Source organism: Priestia sp. FSL W8-0524, from assembly GCF_038005965.1.
Classification (GTDB): domain Bacteria; phylum Bacillota; class Bacilli; order Bacillales; family Bacillaceae_H; genus Priestia; species Priestia zanthoxyli.
The window spans coordinates 2,897,108-2,912,609 of sequence record NZ_JBBOUG010000001.1 but is presented as its reverse complement, the minus strand read 5'-3'; the positions used below and the strand labels follow the sequence as shown (position 1 = coordinate 2,912,609).

Here is a 15,502-nt window from a genome sequence, read left to right as displayed (position 1 = left end):
GATTTTTCCATTGTGGTGATGAACGTAGGCTTCATATAATTGATGTAGTTATATCTCAATCTCTTTTGATTTATTGTTTTTTAGCATCAGAAAATGTACTCATCGCCTCGTTCATGAATTTCGCTAATCCTTTTCCGTAGCGATCGATGTTGGCTGTAAACCGCTCATCTTGTACATACATCTCTCCAAGACCTTTAAAGGCTTCTAACGAATACGTTCCAAAGTTCTTATTTAAAAATTGATACCATTGCTCAATGGCTTTTTGAGCTTCTGTAGAGGATGGTGACAGATCACGCAGAGAAGCTAAGTGAGTGTAGATACTTTCCCATTCGTTTGACATGCGCTGCTGTTCTTCATGTGAAAAGCTTTGTACTTTTTCATTCGCTTCATCTACTCGCTGATTTCCCCAGCGCTTCCGGGCTTCTTCTTCGTATGGGTTATGCGAAAAATCCAGCCCTTTAAACCGCTCTTTTTCGTTCATTTCAATCGCTCCTTTTTCATATTGAATCGTTTTATTAATGGTTGCAATCATTTGATCGAGCCGACTGCGTTTTTCAATCAGCATGTTTTTTTGCAGTATCAACGCTTCTGTGCGATTAAATGTTGGGTCTGTTATAATCTCCTGAATTTGTTTTAAAGGGAAGCCAAGTTCTTTAAAAAATAATATTTGCTGAAGCATATCAAGATTAGCCGGTGAATAAAGCCGGTAGCCGGATTCACTGACAGCATCAGGTTTTAATAGCCCGATTTCATCATAGTGATGCAGCGTGCGGACGCTGATTCCTACTAAGTCAGCCACTTCTTTTACTTTTCTGTTCATTCTTTCATCTCCCTTCTGAAATCTACTATAAAATATAACGCAGCGTAAGGGTCAATACTAAAAAAGAAATAATTGACTTTTAGTTTATATGCATTTATATTTAATTAGCATTAACTATTTATAACATGAAATAAATAAGCAAGCCTGGAGGAATAGATGTGACAAAAAGCAATCAGTATCTTGGGGAGATTCGTTCATCGCTTCAAGTGCTATTTGAAAAAATGCAGCCCGAAATGATGGAGAGCCTTAATGAGCATGAGATGACTCCTACGCAATTATTTGTTCTTTCTTATTTAAAGAAAGTAGGGAGCAGTAAGGTTTCTCAAATTGCAGAGCTAATGGATGTAAAACCGAGCGCCGTGACTCTTTTAGTGGATCGTCTTGAACAGCACAATTTTGTTGTAAGAGAACACAATAAAGAAGACAGAAGAGTTGTTGACATTACCTTAACGGAGTTTGGGCATCGCAAACTTGAAGACGTGCTAAATGGTCGAAAAGCCATTATGGACCGCTACCTTTTGCATCTAACAGAAGAAGAGCTTTCCATGATGGCTTCTATTACAAAAAAGCTTGCAACATCAGCTGCTTCTTATAAAGATAAGCAGCAGTAACAAAAAAGAGGAGAGACACACGATGGAAAATCAAAAAAATTCAAAGCGCACGCTTTTATTAATTGGGTTAATTATTGCGATGTTCTTTTCTGCACTTGATGGAACCATTGTCGGAACAGCTATGCCAAGAATCGTAGGAGATCTTGGTGGTTTAAGCATGATGACATGGCTGACAACAGCCTATTTATTAACGTCAACAACGGTTGTTCCGATTGCAGGAAAGCTCGCTGATTTAGTAGGACGCAGAGTAATTTATGTTACAGGACTTATTATTTTTATGGTGGCTTCTGCTTTATGCGGAATGGCAAATAATATGACAGAGCTTATTTTATTCCGTGCATTACAAGGAATTGGCGGCGGCGTTATGATGCCGATGGCAATGATTGTAATCGGTGATTTATTTACAGGAAAAGCACGAGCAAAGTTTCAAGGAGTATTCGGAGGAATTTATGGTCTTGCTTCTGTCATCGGTCCGCAAATTGGCGGATGGATTGTTGATTCATTGAACTGGAAATGGGTGTTTTACATTAACTTGCCGGTAGGGATACTCGCTACCGTTTTTATTGCGCTCGGACTTCAAGGAAAAAAACATACAGGACCTGTTAAATTCGATGTAGCTGGTATGTTCACAATGGTTATCGGAGTAGTAAGCTTGCTTCTGGCCCTGAGTTTTGGAGGAAAAGACTACGACTGGAACTCTTGGCAGATTATTAGTTTGTTTGCACTTGCTATTGCTGGGATTATAAGCTTTATTATTGTGGAAACGAAAGCTAAAGAACCAATTCTTCCGATGTATTTATTTAAAAACCGAACGTTTACGCTTTTAAATATCATTGGCTTTTTTATGAGCATTGGTATGTTCGGAGCTATTACATTTGTTCCGTTCTTTATGCAAGGAATCGTTGGAGTCAGCGCCTCAGAATCAGGTACCATTATGACACCAATGATGATTTCAATGATTGTAACGAGTATTATTGGAGGTCAGCTTGTTTATAAAGTTGGTATCAAGCCTCAAATCGTTACGGGTATGCTCATTATGGCAGGAGGGTTCTTCTTGTTAACAACATTAGACCTTCATACTAGCAAGCTTGTTGCTACTTCTTATATGGCCATAATCGGTTTAGGAATGGGGCTTGTGATGCCAATTTTAACGCTTGCTCTTCAAGAAAGCTTTTCAAAAGAAGAGCTCGGTGTTGTTACATCATCAAGTCAATTTTTCCGTTCAATTGGAGGAACGTTTGGTATTACCATTTTAGGAGCGATAATGAACGCCAAATCAGGTACGCTTCTTACTGACAAACTCGTTCCATATTTAAACTCATTGCCTGCTCAAGCAAGCGCTTTTGCCGACGGGTTCAAAAAAGCGATTGATACGAATCCTGAAAGTGTGCTGCAGATGCTGTTTAGTCCTGAGGCGCTAAAGAGTATTCCAGCTGCGCTTTCAGACAGCATTGTGCCTATTTTGAAGACCTCGCTAATGAGCGCATTGCACAGCGTCTTTTTCATGGGCTTAGCTTTTATTATTTTAGGAGCGGTATGCACATTGTTCTTAAGACAGATCAAGCTTTCAAATAAAAAAGCCGAAGAAAAACCAGAAGAAGGCATTGCTGAAGTAGAGCCATCACATTAAAAAAAGCGCACAAATTTGTGCGCTTTTTTTCTATATTATTAGCTAGTTGTTTCATTAGGCTTGCGAAGAAAAGGGGATTGTTTAGACGTGTCATACGAAATTTGATCAAGCAAATACGATAAATATAAGTTCAGTTCAAACCGATCTTCCGTCACAAAATCTGTAAGCGCTTGCTTATTATCTTTCCACATAGTAATTCCTCCTTAATTTTACATACTAATGAATGGATTTAATATCAGAAAGCAAAAGGGAAACAACGGCTTCATTTTCGTCTTTTACGGATAGAATTTGCTGATGGAGATTTAAGTTGTGCACGCGGCCTTTGCACGTTTGCAACGTTCCATCTTTATAGTAAGAAACAGTTATCGTCCCACTTTTCGTTAATTCTCGTAAAAACATTCAAGAAGCCTCCTTAAAAAAGATTACCTGATTTAAAAGCCAGTCCTTTCATTTGAGATGAGCAAAAGGGAATGGTATGTACTGCAAGCTTCCCTTTATATTCTTCACCGTGTATGAATAGATAAAAGGTTGCTAGCTCACCTATAAACTGTCCTAAATTTCAGAATATACTGTCTTTTGCGTATAGTGTTTTTTAAAAGGATTAATGTTACATTTATTATGTAACATTCTGATGAGAAAGAAAACCGTTTCTACAAAACTTCTCTAAAAATTACAAAATATTCATATTCGTGTGAAGGATGTAGAATGAGCAGATATGGAAGTAACTGCATTTATAAAAAACGTAACGACAGCTTCAATTATTAATGATCTTAATACTAGTTATCAATTATATGTATTTTACTAATTTATTCTTCTCCGATAAAATGCAGGTAGACGAATTTGATAAGAATTTTCTAATGATTTATATAATTAAATTTGATATAATCTATAGGAATAATAATGTATGAAGGGAAACATCATTGATTAATTAGACACAGGTATTACATGTTGTTGAAGATGATTCGTAAAAGCATACATATTTAAATTATATATTTTTGTGAGGTGGACAGTGTTGCAACTTAAGGTAGTAAACAGCCCTTTTAATCAAGAACAAGCAGATTTGCTTAATCGCCTTCTGCCGACATTAACAGAAGCACAAAAAATGTGGTTGAGTGGTTATTTAACAGCATCTCAATCTACGTCTGCCGAAGGAACGCCAGACGTTTCTACAGCAGCGCCTGCTCAAGCGGAGCAGACGATTTCAAAAGACGTAACGATTCTTTACGGATCACAGACAGGAAATGCTCAAGGTCTTGCTGAAAATACAGGCAAAACGCTTGAAGCAAAAGGTTTTAATGTAACTGTATCTTCTATGAATGATTTCAAACCAAATAATTTAAAGAAACTTGAAAATTTATTAATTGTTGTAAGTACACATGGAGAAGGAGAGCCGCCTGATAACGCGCTATCTTTCCACGAATTTCTTCACGGCCGTCGAGCGCCAAAGCTTGAGAATTTCCGTTTTTCTGTCTTGTCGCTTGGAGACAGCTCATACGAATTTTTCTGTCAAACAGGGAAAGAATTTGATGTGCGCTTAGCAGAACTTGGCGGTGAAAGACTGTATCCGCGCGTTGACTGTGATTTAGATTTTGAAGAGCCCGCAAATAAATGGCTTAAAGGTGTTATTGACGGATTAAGCGAAGCGAAAGGACACAGCGCTTCGGCAGCTGTTCCGGCGGAAGCTCCTGCAGGAACTTCGCCGTACTCAAGAACAAATCCTTTTAAAGCAGAAGTGCTTGAGAACTTAAACTTGAACGGCCGCGGATCAAATAAAGAAACGCGACACTTAGAACTATCTCTAGAAGGTTCAGGTTTGACGTATGAACCAGGAGACAGTTTAGGTATTTATCCTGAAAATGATCCTGAGCTTGTTGATCTTCTTCTTAACGAATTCAAGTGGGATGCGAGTGAAAGTGTAACGGTTAATAAAGAAGGAGAAACGCGTCCTCTTAGAGAAGCGCTACTCTCTAATTTTGAAATTACCGTGTTAACAAAGCCGCTTTTAAAGCAAGCAGCTGAGCTTACTGGAAATGATAAATTAAAAGCGCTTGTAGAAAATCGCGAGGAATTAAAAGCATACACACAAGGCCGTGATGTAATTGACTTAGTTCGTGACTTCGGCCCATGGAACGTATCAGCACAAGAGTTTGTAGCTATTTTACGCAAAATGCCAGCGCGCCTTTATTCAATTGCAAGCAGCTTGTCAGCAAATCCTGACGAAGTTCATCTAACAATTGGAGCGGTACGTTACGAAGCGCATGGACGCGAGCGTAAAGGTGTTTGTTCAGTCCTATGTTCAGAACGTTTGCAGCCAGGTGATACGATTCCTGTATACCTTCAAAGCAATAAAAACTTTAAGCTTCCTCAAAACCAAGAAACGCCGATTATTATGGTGGGACCTGGTACAGGTGTGGCTCCGTTCCGCTCATTTATGCAAGAGCGTGAAGAAACAGGAGCAAAAGGTAAGTCATGGATGTTCTTTGGAGATCAGCACTTTGTAACAGACTTCCTTTACCAAACAGAGTGGCAAAAGTGGTTAAAAGACGGCGTGCTAACGAAAATGGACGTGGCGTTTTCACGCGATACTGAAGAAAAAGTATACGTACAAAACCGTATGCTTGAACATAGCAAAGAATTATTCCAGTGGTTAGAAGAAGGCGCATCTTTTTATGTGTGCGGAGATAAAACAAATATGGCACGCGACGTGCACAACACGCTAGTTGAAATTGTTGAAACAGAAGGCAAGATGAGCCGCGAAGAGGCGGAAGCTTACCTTGCTGAAATGAAGAAACAAAAACGTTATCAGCGTGATGTATACTGAGGATTGAAAGGAGATTTTCAACATGGTAAACAAAATTTTAAAAGCGCCCGAAGGTCCTCCAAGTGACGTTGAGCGCATAAAAGATGAAAGTAATTATTTACGCGGTACATTAGGAGAAACAATGCTAGACCGCATCAGCTCAGGTATTTCTGAAGACGATAATCGTTTGATGAAGTTCCACGGAAGCTACTTACAAGATGATCGAGATCTTCGTAATGAACGTCAAAAACAAAAGCTAGAGCCAGCTTACCAATTCATGCTTCGCGTTCGTACGCCAGGCGGTGTTTCCACACCAGAACAGTGGCTAGTGATGGATGATTTAGCACAAAAATACGGAAATGGAACGTTAAAGCTGACAACTCGTCAGGCGTTCCAAATGCACGGAATTTTAAAGTGGAACATGAAGAAAACGATTCAAGAAATTCATGCTTCTTTATTAGACACAATTGCAGCTTGCGGAGATGTAAACCGTAACGTAATGTGCAATCCGAATCCATATCAGTCAGAAGTGCACGCTGAAGTATTCGAATGGTCAAAAAAATTAAGTGATTATTTATTGCCTCGTACAAGAGCGTACCACGAACTTTGGCTAGATGAAGAGAAAGTAATTAGCACACCGGAAGTGGAAGAAGAAGTGGAACCAATGTATGGTCCGCTCTATTTGCCAAGAAAGTTCAAAATTGGCGTAGCTGTGCCACCTTCTAACGATATTGACGTGTATTCACAAGACCTTGGTTTTATTGCCATTTTAGAAGACGAGAAGCTTGTTGGATTTAACGTAGCAATCGGCGGCGGTATGGGTATGACGCACGGGGATAAAACAACTTACCCTCAGCTTGCAAAAGTGATTGGCTTCTGCCGACCTGACCAAATTCTAGAAGTAGCGGAAAAAGTCATTACGATTCAACGTGATTACGGAAACCGCTCTGTGCGTAAAAACGCGCGTTTTAAATACACGGTTGATCGTCTTGGATTAGAAACGGTAAAAGAAGAGCTTGAAAACCGTCTGGGCTGGAGCTTAGACGAAGCAAAATCTTATCACTTTGATCATAACGGAGACCGCTACGGCTGGGAAAAAGGTGTGAAAGGAAAATGGCACTTTACTCTTTTTGTTCAAGGTGGACGTATTGCTGACTTTGAAGACTATAAGCTTATGACGGGTCTTCGTGAAATTGCAAAAGTTCATAGCGGTGATTTCCGTTTAACGGCCAATCAAAATTTAATTATCGCGAACGTATCCACTCAAAAGAAAAAGCAAATTAGTGACTTGATTGAACAGTATGGATTAACAGACGGCAAGCATTATTCGGCTCTTCGCCGCAGCTCATTAGCTTGCGTATCGCTTCCGACTTGCGGGCTTGCGATGGCAGAAGCTGAGCGTTATCTTCCAGTTCTTGTTGAGAAGATTGAAGCAATTGTAGATGAAAACGGCCTTCGTGATAAAGAAATCACGATTCGTATGACGGGCTGTCCTAACGGCTGTGCGCGTCCTGCTTTAGGTGAAATTGCTTTTATCGGTAAAGCACCGGGCAAATACAATATGTATCTTGGAGCAGCATTTGACGGCAGCCGTTTAAGCAAAATGTACCGTGAAAATATCAGTGAAGAAGAAATTTTAAATGAACTGCGCGTCTTACTTCCTCGCTATGCAAAAGAAAGAGAAGAAGGCGAGCACTTTGGTGACTTTGTCATCCGCGCTGGAGTAATTGAAGCTGTAACAGACGGCACGAATTTCCACGCATAATACGTATGAAGGGACTTTTCTAACTTACAGAAAAGTCCCTTTTTCTATTTTAATATTCTCTAACAAATACAGCTACTCCAAATACCCCTAATCTTTCAGCAGTAATTTGTTCAAAGCCGTTGTCAAGTAAACAATGAGCTGCAGTGCGGTAGCGCTTGCCTTGAGCTAATGAGCCTCCGCAAGGATTTGCGCGGCCAATTACCGTTGCTTCTACGATGGTACGAGGAGCTTGTCTATCCAATGGATTTCGCTCCCAAAGAATTGTCACCACATCCGGAGGACGCGGAATAGATACATTACCTGTGTGTTCATGCATAGCCATCACCTCCTTACCCTATAGTAAATGCAAAAAACGCCAAACTGCTTGTACACATGCTGATTTTTGTTAAAAAAGGCGTTCAACTATGCCCCAGTTAACCACTTTTATGGCAATGAAGGAATCAATAGAAACAGCTGATAGAAAAAAGAATGCTATAATGTAAAAGAAAGGAATTTTCACCAAGGAGGGAGAAACATGCAGCAAAAACGAGTAGCGGTTATTACAGGGGGAGCAAGCGGGATTGGCAAAGAAACTGCCTTAAAGTTCGCGCAAAAAGGAGACGCAGTGGTCATTGCTGATTATGATGAAGGAAAAGGAAAAGAGACTCTTCAAAAAATTGAAGAAGCTGGAGGCCACGCTTTATTTGTGCAAACGGACGTCACCAAGTTTGAAGAAGTGGAAGCACTGATTGAGAAAACGGTGAATACATTTGGACGAATTGATGTGATGTTTAACAATGCAGGGATTGGACGTCCTACATCTATTTTAGATCAAGACTTAGAAGAATATCACCGTATTATTAATGTGAATCAGCACGGCGTTACATATGGGATTATGGCAGCAGGCAGGAAAATGAGAGAGTTAGGTATTAAAGGCGTCATTATCAATACGGCCTCTATTTTTAGCTTCTTAGCCTCACCCGGAACGTATGCTTATCATGCAACAAAAGGAGCTGTTGTGATGATGACAAAATCAGCTGCGCTAGATCTCGCTAAATACGGTATTCGCGTCGTCGCCGTTGCGCCAGGATTTGTTGATACGCCTATTATTCAAGGCTATAAAGACAACGGTATGATTGAAGGAATGAAAGCAAAAACGATGAGCAGAAAGCTCACTAATCCAAAACAAATTGCAGATATGGTTTATTTGCTGTCCTTAGAAGAAGCGGGAGCTGTAAACGGCAGTGTCATCATGGCTGATGATGGGTATGCGGCGTTTAAATAAAACGAAAAAGGATTCTTTTCTTAAAAAGAATCCTTTTTTTATTATGTAGGAGGCAGGGAGCTATAAACAAGCGTATCGTGAGCTTTTCCGTTTTGATACATATAGTTTTTTAACACTCCTTCTTGCTGAAACCCGAGCTTTTCAAGCACGTGCTGAGATGCCTTGTTTTCAAGAAACACAACAGCTCCAATTCGCACTAGCTGAAGGGTATCAAATCCATAAGCCATAACAGCTGAAGCAGCTTCCGAAGCATAGCCGTGCCCCCAGTGTTCAGGGTGCAGCTCATAGCCAATTTCCGCCCGCTTATGCTTTTGGTTCCACTGATTCAATCCGACTGTCCCAATTAGTTCCCCCGTATCGAGCCGTTCGATTCCCCAGCGCAAACCTTTTTGATTTCTGTAATTTTCAGCAAAAATATCAATCAGCACCAAAGCTTCTTGGAAAGTTGTGAATTTTTCTTGCCCGTAATATTTGATAACTTCTTCCTGAGAAAAGCAGTCGAAAATAGTATCTGCATCCGCTTCTGTTATTTCACGCAGTGTAGTGCGAGGTGTACGAAGAATAGGAAACATACGTTTCTCCTTTCTATTTTATATAGAAAGTTTTCGGCAGCCCGGAGAAAATTCCTTTTATTTTTTGTCATAAGGTAAGTAGAAATATGAGCTAAAAGACTGAGAAGAAGAGAGGAAGAGCTTCTAAACAACCCAAACAATTTTTATGTAAGGGTAGCAAAAACAGTATACTAAAAAAACAAATAGGACTAGCTGCACGTTTAGCAGCTAGCTTTCCCATTTGCAAGAACCTATTTTTTCGTTAACTGATTGCGATCTTCAATTTGAGGAGGCTCTTCAAGCCATCCGTTTTGAATCATAATTTTTCCACCTTCTTTTGCAAAAAAGTAAATGTCTTTAGCCAGCTGCAGCATTTTGAGCGGCAAATCACTTCTTAAGCTAAAAGCACCCCCTAAAGCATTGCTTCCTAGGCCAAAGGTGCTTAGAAGACTGGTGTTGTACATCATTAATTTATCTGAAAAAGGAGAAACAGTTGAGCTTGTTGCTTTTCCGGCATGGGTAGCAGGAGGCTCTATATAGCTATGACGTAAAATATCTCCGAGTTCTGTTTCAATTTTTTTTGATAGCTTCATCCCGCTGACAAAATGCTGCTGTGCCTCTTTGTTGCCAGCTGCTTGAGCAAAGCCAATCATCAGCTGCATTCCGACAAGATTTGTATCAACGGCATGTTGAATAAGCGACACTTCAATTGTATTAAGAGATCTTTTTTCACTAAGCCAACTAAGCCCGCCGATATAATTTTGTTCGTGGACAAACCGAACTTCTTTTGGCATCGAAACGTAAGGAGGCTTTGCAATGACGCCGGTTTCTAATAATATCTGAGTGGATTGATTGTATATGTTCTGCGATTGTGATGTTGCATTTACAAAAAAATTCCGTATATCTTCCCGGTAGGACATCGTTGAATGCAAAGCAAATAGGCCTGTTTCAATCTGAGACATTAAGCGTACGTACATGATTTCAAACATGGAGTCGAACAGTTTCGGCACTCCTAGGTTTACATCATGTTTAGTAAATCCTAAAGGAATAACCGCACCTTCGTTCTCTAAAATTTCTTTGATTTGCTCTGTAATATTTAATGAGCGGCTATAATACAGCTCAAAAAGCTCTTTATGATCTTCTTTACCTTCAAGACAATATTCTAAAAACCTCGAAATCATCGTTTTTTCTTGATAAGTCATCCATAAGTTAGCGAGCTCCGAGGACGTGAGCGGCGGAAGTTTTGATGTGCTCATTGTACACATTCCTCCTGAAAATAGTTATATGTAAATATGTATAGCTTCATTAGTATTTCTTTTATTTATAGGAATATTCTTCTTTTTACTTTACTGAAAAGATTCATTAGCTGTTATTATAGTAAGATAGTTGAAGGAAATAAAACTTACCAACAAGTCAGTTGTATGATAACTGATATGAATAAAACTAAGTTTTTCTATTACTTTAAATAATTTGACAATTGGTGTTATTCTTACTATTATGGAAACATAAGTTTTACATATATTGCTAGAGTTCAGCAACACATTCTAGCAGCACTATAAGTAAGGAGCTTACGATGAAGCACATTGTCCAAGCAACAGATCATCCTAGAACGAAAGAGACGTTAAAAGAAGATTTACGCAGGTTAGGCATCACACAAGGGATGACTATCATGGTTCATTCTTCACTATCTTCATTAGGATGGGTAAACGGAGGTTCAGTAGCCGTTGTTCAAGCTTTAATGGAGACAGTGACAGAGGAAGGAACGATCGTTATGCCGTCACAGTCGGTCGATCTTTCGGATCCATCAGAATGGGGCAATCCGGCTGTGCCAAAAGAGTGGTGGGAAAATATTCGGGAAACGATGCCTGCATATGATCCAGCCCAAACGCCAACAAGCGGGATGGGACAAATTGTGGAAACTTTTCGAACATATCCTGGCGTAAGAAGAAGCAGCCATCCAATGTATTCATTCGCCGCTTGGGGAAAGGACAGCGAAGACATCTTAAGAGATCATCCCCTTGAATTTAGTTTAGGCGAAAATTCTCCTCTTGAAAGGCTTTACAAAAAACATGCCTTTGTTTTATTATTAGGTGTCGGGTTTGGGAATAATACTTCTTTTCATCTAGCAGAATATCGGATTCCATATCGAAACGTGATTCAAAAAGGATCTCCAGTTATAGATTCAGGAAAGCGAGTATGGAAGACGTATAAAGAATTAGAGTTTCGAGAAGGGCTGTTTGAAGAGATAGGTGAAGCGTTTATTGAAGCAAAAGGAATAAAAGCTGAAAAAATTGGTTCAGCACGTGCATACTTCTTTTCAATGCCTAAAGCCGTCGATTTTGCTGAAACGTATTTGAAAGCGCTATAGTGAGCAGTTGTATGTTTTCTAAGTTGTCTGTATACCAGACAACTTGAAGTGAGACAAACAAGAGTTGCCGACACGTCTAGACTTTATATTAACAAAGCGCAGCAGTGGTTTAAGCAAGATAGTTTACTTTTTATGTTTCTTGTTTCATAATGGCACTTGTCTGTGAATTTATTCAGTCAGGTTGTCTTACAATTATGGAGATAAAAAGCAAGTGTTAAATAAATTCATTAAAAAATTTAAATGTATAGAAAAAAAGGAGAGAATACAATTATGTCACTACGTGATCAAGCACTACATATGCATCAAGAAAAACAAGGTAAGTTAGAAGTTAAATCAAAAGTTGAAGTTCAAAACGCTCAAGATTTAAGCTTAGCTTACTCTCCGGGAGTAGCAGAACCTTGTAAAGAAATTCATGAACATCCAGAAACGGTGTATGATTACACAATGAAAGGAAACATGGTCGGCGTTGTGACAAATGGTACTGCTGTTCTTGGTCTTGGAAACATCGGACCTGCGGCTTCACTTCCCGTTATGGAAGGAAAAGCAATTTTATTTAAAAGCTTTGCAGGCGTAGATGCATTCCCAATTACACTTGATACAACAGATACAGATAAAATTGTTGAAACTGTGAAATTAATGGCTCATACATTCGGAGGCATTAACTTAGAAGATATCGCAGCTCCACAGTGCTTTGAAATTGAAGAGCGCCTGAAAAAAGAAGTAGATATTCCTGTGTTCCATGATGATCAGCACGGTACAGCGATCGTAACAGTAGCAGGACTTGTAAATGCACTAAAAATTGTCAATAAATCAATGGAAGATTTAAAAATCGTCTTAAACGGAGCAGGAGCTGCCGGCATTGCTATTACAAAACTTCTTTATTCTTACGGTGTACGTGACATGATTATGTGTGATACAAGAGGTGCTATTTATGAAGGACGCCCTCAAGGTATGAACAAAGTAAAAGCGGAAGTGGCTTCTTATACAAACGTAAACAAAGAAAGCGGTACGCTAAGCGATGTAATTAAAGGCGCAGATGTATTTATCGGCGTATCTGCAGCAGATGCATTATCTCAAGAGATGGTTAAATCAATGAATGAAGATGCAATTATCTTTGCGATGGCAAATCCTAATCCCGAAATCAAGCCAGACGCTGCAAAAGAAGCAGGAGCGGCTGTTATTGGAACAGGTCGTTCAGACTTCCCTAACCAAGTAAATAACGTTCTTGCATTCCCTGGAATTTTCCGCGGTGCGTTAGACGTTCGCGCTACTCATATTAACGAAGAAATGAAAAAAGCTGCTGTTGAAGCAATTGCAGCCCTTATTACAGAAGAAGAGCTAAACGCAGATTACGTGATCCCTGGACCATTTGATCCTCGCGTAGCGCCAGCTGTAGCAGAGTCTGTAGCAAAAGCAGCAATGGATTCAGGCGTTGCCCGTATTACAATTGATCCAGCACGTGTAAAAACACATACAGAACAATTAACAAAAATCGAAAACTAATAACGGATAAAAAAGCCCTTTGAAACGCTGTTTCAAAGGGCTTTTAGGTTAAAGACCTGCTGTAACCCCAGTGAAATCTAAACGTAACACCATTTCATCTCCTATATGATGTACAATAAAGAGAAAAGAACCCAGGTTTTGTATCATAAAGGGAGGAACAAAGATGTACACCGTATTTTCAACATTTAATGTACCGGATGAAAAAGCTGAAGAAGTGATTGGAATTTATAAAAATCGTTCAAAATCAGTCGACGAGGCTCCAGGATTTGTAGATTTTCTACTTCTTCAAAACGATAAGCGAGCAGGGGAGCTCACCGTTCAGCTTACATTTGATACGAAAGAGAATTATTTAAGCTGGGTACGAAGCGAAGATTTCAAGCGTATTCATGATTTAGAGAAAAAGTACCCTGATCAAGAACTGGCAGCCGTCATCCCAAAAGTTTCTCAGTACAAAGTGGTGGCACGATGAGTTCACTTCCTGTTAATAAGATCGTCGAAAGAGTAACGGAGAAAATCTACGAGTTAGAACCTTCTTTGCTCGAAAAATTCGGAGAGCGCGGCAAAGAAAGATGCCATGAAGATAATCATTATCATATGAAGTATCTTGAGACAACATATAAGTTAGACAATCTGCAAATTTTTACGGACTATGCCTTATGGTTAAACAATTTACTTACAAGCCGAGGCATGAAAACACAGCATATTATTGATAATTTTAATTTTATACAAGAAGCGCTGTTTGAACTAGATAATTACGGTGATAAACAAGTACAGGCGTATGTGACTTACTTAGAAGAAGCGAATCATATATTGAAGCAACAGCAGCTTTAAAAAGAAGCTAGGACAAAAGTGTTTTAGTTGAAAGAAAATCCGAACGGGTTTGATTCTTAATAAAGAATTCAACCCGTTCGGATTTTTTCATTGGTAGGGTGAACGTAGGTTTCCTGGATGTCGTTATGTTTCATTTTTTGTTTTACATATGTATAAAGGTGGAAATAAAAAAGAAAAAGGAGAATACATATGCAAAAACAGCTAACAAAAGGAATCCTGTCCTTGGTCACTCTATGTATGATTGGAAGTGCGGCAGCTTGTTCAGGTGAACCAGCTAACAAGACAAAATCAGACAATCATAAAGCAGAGGAAAAACCAATTGAAGATCGTCAAGAATTGACAAAGCTACAGCAGTATTCCAATGACCCAGACATTAAAAAGGGGAAAGAAGAAGATTTTGACTTGATTGGTACGTTAAAAAAAGACGCTGAAAAAGAAATGACGCTGAGTATTGATGATCAACTTGTTAAAGTACCAAAGAGCTCTGGGATGGAAGTGGAAGGCTCACAGCTAAAAGATATGCTTAATAAAGAAGTAGAAGCTGAGATTGACGCAGCTACACAAGAAGCAATTAGTATTGAATTAACTCCAAAAGCAAAAGCAGATAAAGATGGCGTGTACGAACAAGATGGAAACGAACGTAAAGTTGTGGGTATTTTTATAGAAGAAAGTAACAAACATATAACGGTAAAAGTTCCAAACGGCAAAAAAACGTATCAAAAAAGCACTGACTTTGAAAAAGAAGAAAAAGGCAGTTTAAAAGAAAAGACGGTATACCTTGAAATCAACTCAGCTAACGAAGTAGAAAGTATAGAAAAAGAAGACCGTGAATAAATAAAGCTACAGTTCTTCTTTCCTTCCTTGCTCTCTTGACTTTTCGAACTGTCTCACTTAACGTTACAGTAGAGAAAGAAAAAAGGTGGTTTATGGAAGATGAACAGTGAATTTACCATTGCCGTGCACAGCTTAGTGTTCCTAGCAAATTTACCAGATCACCGAGCAAGCAGTGAATCGATTGCTTATAATATCTGTACCAATCCTGCACGGGTTCGGAAAACAATGAGTACACTCAGAAAAAACAACTTGGTTCGGACAAAAGAAGGGCTAGGCGGCGGTTATACTTTAGGCTGCAGCCCTGCTGAAATAAGTCTTGGGCTGATTTACCGAGTTATATCGACAGGAACGTTGAAGCCTCACTGGTGCAGCGGCGACCCTGACGCTGACTGTATTGTGAAATCAAACATTCAAACAGTGATGGACGACATTTTTACAGAGAGTGAGCAAAGCGTAATCAGGCATCTAGATCAAATTACGATCGAAGACGTGCTGAAAAAAGTTAGAACTGCTCACTAAAAAGCA

At 39.4% G+C, this 15,502-nt stretch carries 17 protein-coding genes; 11 read left to right on the top strand and 6 right to left on the bottom strand.

Annotated features, from left to right (window positions below):
- Positions 1 to 70: 70 nt before the first annotated feature.
- Complete coding sequence (locus NST66_RS14885) at positions 71 to 820, bottom strand: MerR family transcriptional regulator (protein ID WP_033580572.1); 750 nt, start codon at positions 818 to 820, stop codon at positions 71 to 73.
- 158 nt (positions 821 to 978) lie between these two features.
- Between NST66_RS14885 and NST66_RS14880 the strand changes: the two genes are divergently transcribed.
- Positions 979 to 1,431, top strand: a complete 453-nt coding sequence (locus NST66_RS14880; protein WP_013057798.1) for a MarR family winged helix-turn-helix transcriptional regulator — start codon at positions 979 to 981, stop codon at positions 1,429 to 1,431.
- A gap of 22 nt (positions 1,432 to 1,453) precedes the next feature.
- Positions 1,454 to 3,061, top strand: coding sequence for an MDR family MFS transporter (locus tag NST66_RS14875; protein WP_028414403.1), 1,608 nt, complete (start codon positions 1,454 to 1,456; stop codon positions 3,059 to 3,061).
- 38 nt (positions 3,062 to 3,099) lie between these two features.
- Here NST66_RS14875 and NST66_RS14870 read toward each other — a convergent pair whose 3' ends face one another.
- Positions 3,100 to 3,252: a hypothetical protein gene (locus NST66_RS14870; protein ID WP_165573525.1), complete on the bottom strand. Its 153-nt coding sequence runs from the start codon at positions 3,250 to 3,252 to the stop codon at positions 3,100 to 3,102.
- A 25-nt stretch (positions 3,253 to 3,277) separates the two neighbouring features.
- Complete coding sequence (locus tag NST66_RS14865) at positions 3,278 to 3,460, bottom strand: YolD-like family protein (protein ID WP_013083869.1); 183 nt, start codon at positions 3,458 to 3,460, stop codon at positions 3,278 to 3,280.
- Positions 3,461 to 4,073: 613 nt separating this feature from the next.
- On the opposite strand from NST66_RS14865, the gene NST66_RS14860 reads away from it, so the two are divergent.
- Positions 4,074 to 5,882, top strand: a complete 1,809-nt coding sequence (locus NST66_RS14860) for an assimilatory sulfite reductase (NADPH) flavoprotein subunit (protein ID WP_047750521.1) — start codon at positions 4,074 to 4,076, stop codon at positions 5,880 to 5,882.
- A gap of 22 nt (positions 5,883 to 5,904) precedes the next feature.
- Positions 5,905 to 7,626 carry an assimilatory sulfite reductase (NADPH) hemoprotein subunit gene (cysI, locus tag NST66_RS14855; protein ID WP_028414400.1) on the top strand — a complete coding sequence of 574 codons (1,722 nt, stop codon included), beginning with the start codon at positions 5,905 to 5,907 and terminating at the stop codon, positions 7,624 to 7,626.
- Between the two features lie 49 nt (positions 7,627 to 7,675).
- Here the strand turns inward: cysI and NST66_RS14850 are convergent, their stop codons facing one another.
- Positions 7,676 to 7,942 carry a hypothetical protein gene (locus tag NST66_RS14850; protein ID WP_029714425.1) on the bottom strand — a complete coding sequence of 89 codons (267 nt, stop codon included), beginning with the start codon at positions 7,940 to 7,942 and terminating at the stop codon, positions 7,676 to 7,678.
- A gap of 198 nt (positions 7,943 to 8,140) precedes the next feature.
- On the opposite strand from NST66_RS14850, the gene NST66_RS14845 reads away from it, so the two are divergent.
- A complete protein-coding gene (locus NST66_RS14845; RefSeq protein ID WP_034270246.1) occupies positions 8,141 to 8,890 on the top strand; it encodes an SDR family NAD(P)-dependent oxidoreductase in 750 nt (249 codons plus the stop codon).
- Between the two features lie 41 nt (positions 8,891 to 8,931).
- Here NST66_RS14845 and NST66_RS14840 read toward each other — a convergent pair whose 3' ends face one another.
- A complete protein-coding gene (locus NST66_RS14840) occupies positions 8,932 to 9,462 on the bottom strand; it encodes a GNAT family N-acetyltransferase (protein WP_034270243.1) in 531 nt (176 codons plus the stop codon).
- Between the two features lie 230 nt (positions 9,463 to 9,692).
- A complete protein-coding gene (locus NST66_RS14835; RefSeq protein ID WP_328132620.1) occupies positions 9,693 to 10,697 on the bottom strand; it encodes a DUF3231 family protein in 1,005 nt (334 codons plus the stop codon).
- Between the two features lie 317 nt (positions 10,698 to 11,014).
- Between NST66_RS14835 and NST66_RS14830 the strand changes: the two genes are divergently transcribed.
- The 6 genes from NST66_RS14830 to NST66_RS14805 all read left to right on the top strand — a co-directional run bounded on the left by NST66_RS14830 (position 11,015) and on the right by NST66_RS14805 (position 15,496).
- Positions 11,015 to 11,809 (top strand): aminoglycoside N(3)-acetyltransferase, encoded by a 795-nt coding sequence (locus NST66_RS14830; RefSeq protein ID WP_328132619.1) that lies wholly within the window; start codon positions 11,015 to 11,017, stop codon positions 11,807 to 11,809.
- A 270-nt stretch (positions 11,810 to 12,079) separates the two neighbouring features.
- Positions 12,080 to 13,312 (top strand): NAD(P)-dependent malic enzyme, encoded by a 1,233-nt coding sequence (locus tag NST66_RS14825; RefSeq protein WP_033580580.1) that lies wholly within the window; start codon positions 12,080 to 12,082, stop codon positions 13,310 to 13,312.
- Between the two features lie 163 nt (positions 13,313 to 13,475).
- The gene (locus NST66_RS14820; RefSeq protein ID WP_013057785.1) at positions 13,476 to 13,781 is read left to right on the top strand and encodes an antibiotic biosynthesis monooxygenase family protein; all 306 of its coding nucleotides are present in this window, start codon (positions 13,476 to 13,478) and stop codon (positions 13,779 to 13,781) included.
- Positions 13,778 to 14,143, top strand: coding sequence for a hypothetical protein (locus NST66_RS14815; protein ID WP_025751140.1), 366 nt, complete (start codon positions 13,778 to 13,780; stop codon positions 14,141 to 14,143). Before NST66_RS14820 ends, NST66_RS14815 begins: the two co-directional genes overlap by 4 nt.
- A gap of 189 nt (positions 14,144 to 14,332) precedes the next feature.
- Positions 14,333 to 14,977 (top strand): hypothetical protein, encoded by a 645-nt coding sequence (locus NST66_RS14810; protein WP_033580581.1) that lies wholly within the window; start codon positions 14,333 to 14,335, stop codon positions 14,975 to 14,977.
- 99 nt (positions 14,978 to 15,076) lie between these two features.
- On the top strand, positions 15,077 to 15,496 hold the full coding sequence (locus NST66_RS14805) for an Rrf2 family transcriptional regulator (RefSeq protein ID WP_028414393.1): 420 nt from the start codon (positions 15,077 to 15,079) through the stop codon (positions 15,494 to 15,496).
- Positions 15,497 to 15,502: the final 6 nt, after the last annotated feature.

What these genes read in the sequence shown, in the direction of transcription:
- NST66_RS14885 (WP_033580572.1), bottom strand. Translation starts at nt 820, where the DNA reads ATGAACAGAAAAGTAAAAGAAGTGGCTGACTTAGTAGGAATCAGCGTC.
- NST66_RS14875 (WP_028414403.1), top strand. Translation starts at nt 1,454, where the DNA reads ATGGAAAATCAAAAAAATTCAAAGCGCACGCTTTTATTAATTGGGTTA.
- NST66_RS14870 (WP_165573525.1), bottom strand. Translation starts at nt 3,252, where the DNA reads ATGTGGAAAGATAATAAGCAAGCGCTTACAGATTTTGTGACGGAAGAT.
- NST66_RS14865 (WP_013083869.1), bottom strand. Translation starts at nt 3,460, where the DNA reads ATGTTTTTACGAGAATTAACGAAAAGTGGGACGATAACTGTTTCTTAC.
- cysI (WP_028414400.1), top strand. Translation starts at nt 5,905, where the DNA reads ATGGTAAACAAAATTTTAAAAGCGCCCGAAGGTCCTCCAAGTGACGTT.
- NST66_RS14850 (WP_029714425.1), bottom strand. Translation starts at nt 7,942, where the DNA reads ATGCATGAACACACAGGTAATGTATCTATTCCGCGTCCTCCGGATGTG.
- NST66_RS14845 (WP_034270246.1), top strand. Translation starts at nt 8,141, where the DNA reads ATGCAGCAAAAACGAGTAGCGGTTATTACAGGGGGAGCAAGCGGGATT.
- NST66_RS14840 (WP_034270243.1), bottom strand. Translation starts at nt 9,462, where the DNA reads ATGTTTCCTATTCTTCGTACACCTCGCACTACACTGCGTGAAATAACA.
- NST66_RS14835 (WP_328132620.1), bottom strand. Translation starts at nt 10,697, where the DNA reads ATGAGCACATCAAAACTTCCGCCGCTCACGTCCTCGGAGCTCGCTAAC.
- NST66_RS14830 (WP_328132619.1), top strand. Translation starts at nt 11,015, where the DNA reads ATGAAGCACATTGTCCAAGCAACAGATCATCCTAGAACGAAAGAGACG.
- NST66_RS14825 (WP_033580580.1), top strand. Translation starts at nt 12,080, where the DNA reads ATGTCACTACGTGATCAAGCACTACATATGCATCAAGAAAAACAAGGT.
- NST66_RS14820 (WP_013057785.1), top strand. Translation starts at nt 13,476, where the DNA reads ATGTACACCGTATTTTCAACATTTAATGTACCGGATGAAAAAGCTGAA.
- NST66_RS14815 (WP_025751140.1), top strand. Translation starts at nt 13,778, where the DNA reads ATGAGTTCACTTCCTGTTAATAAGATCGTCGAAAGAGTAACGGAGAAA.
- NST66_RS14810 (WP_033580581.1), top strand. Translation starts at nt 14,333, where the DNA reads ATGCAAAAACAGCTAACAAAAGGAATCCTGTCCTTGGTCACTCTATGT.
- NST66_RS14805 (WP_028414393.1), top strand. Translation starts at nt 15,077, where the DNA reads ATGAACAGTGAATTTACCATTGCCGTGCACAGCTTAGTGTTCCTAGCA.